The sequence below is a fragment of the Vibrio sp. OPT46 genome, assembly GCF_015163535.1.
Lineage (GTDB): Bacteria > Pseudomonadota > Gammaproteobacteria > Enterobacterales > Vibrionaceae > Vibrio > Vibrio alginolyticus.
In genome coordinates this window covers 1-395 of the sequence record NZ_JADDYG010000328.1, presented here as the reverse complement: position 1 = coordinate 395, position 395 = coordinate 1, and the positions used below count along the sequence as shown (strand labels likewise).

At 37.7% G+C, this 395-nt stretch carries 1 protein-coding gene; it reads left to right on the top strand.

Translation table 11 applies throughout. The features are described from left to right. Positions 1-129: 129 nt before the first annotated feature. A partial coding sequence (locus IQR33_RS15525; protein WP_322631770.1) for a type III secretion system chaperone occupies positions 130-395 on the top strand: 266 nt, incomplete at its 3' end.

Genomic DNA, 395 nt, shown 5'->3' with positions numbered 1-395 from the left:
GTTTCTATCTCGCCATAAAATCTCTTTTATCCTTATTCGCTTATTTAAATGAGCCGTTATACCCAAGTGGCTTCGCTGCAATAAATATATCGATGTCACTTAGTTATAATAAATTAGACAGGACACAACGTGGATACAGGAAAGATTAATATGCTTCTCTCTGAGCTAGGAGAAGTGCTGAACCTTGAGCGCGTGACAGCGTATGACAATCAAATGTGGTCACTGCATTTTGCTGAAAACAACAGTGTCGATGTTCTGCTCGTAGAGGAAAAAGGCGAGTTATTGATTTCCAAAAACCTGCTTATAGAACAAGATGATATTACGCTAGATAAACTTCAAGTTTTACTTGAATACAACTTTTTGTATCGAGAAACAGGTGGTGTGCAGTTTTGTGT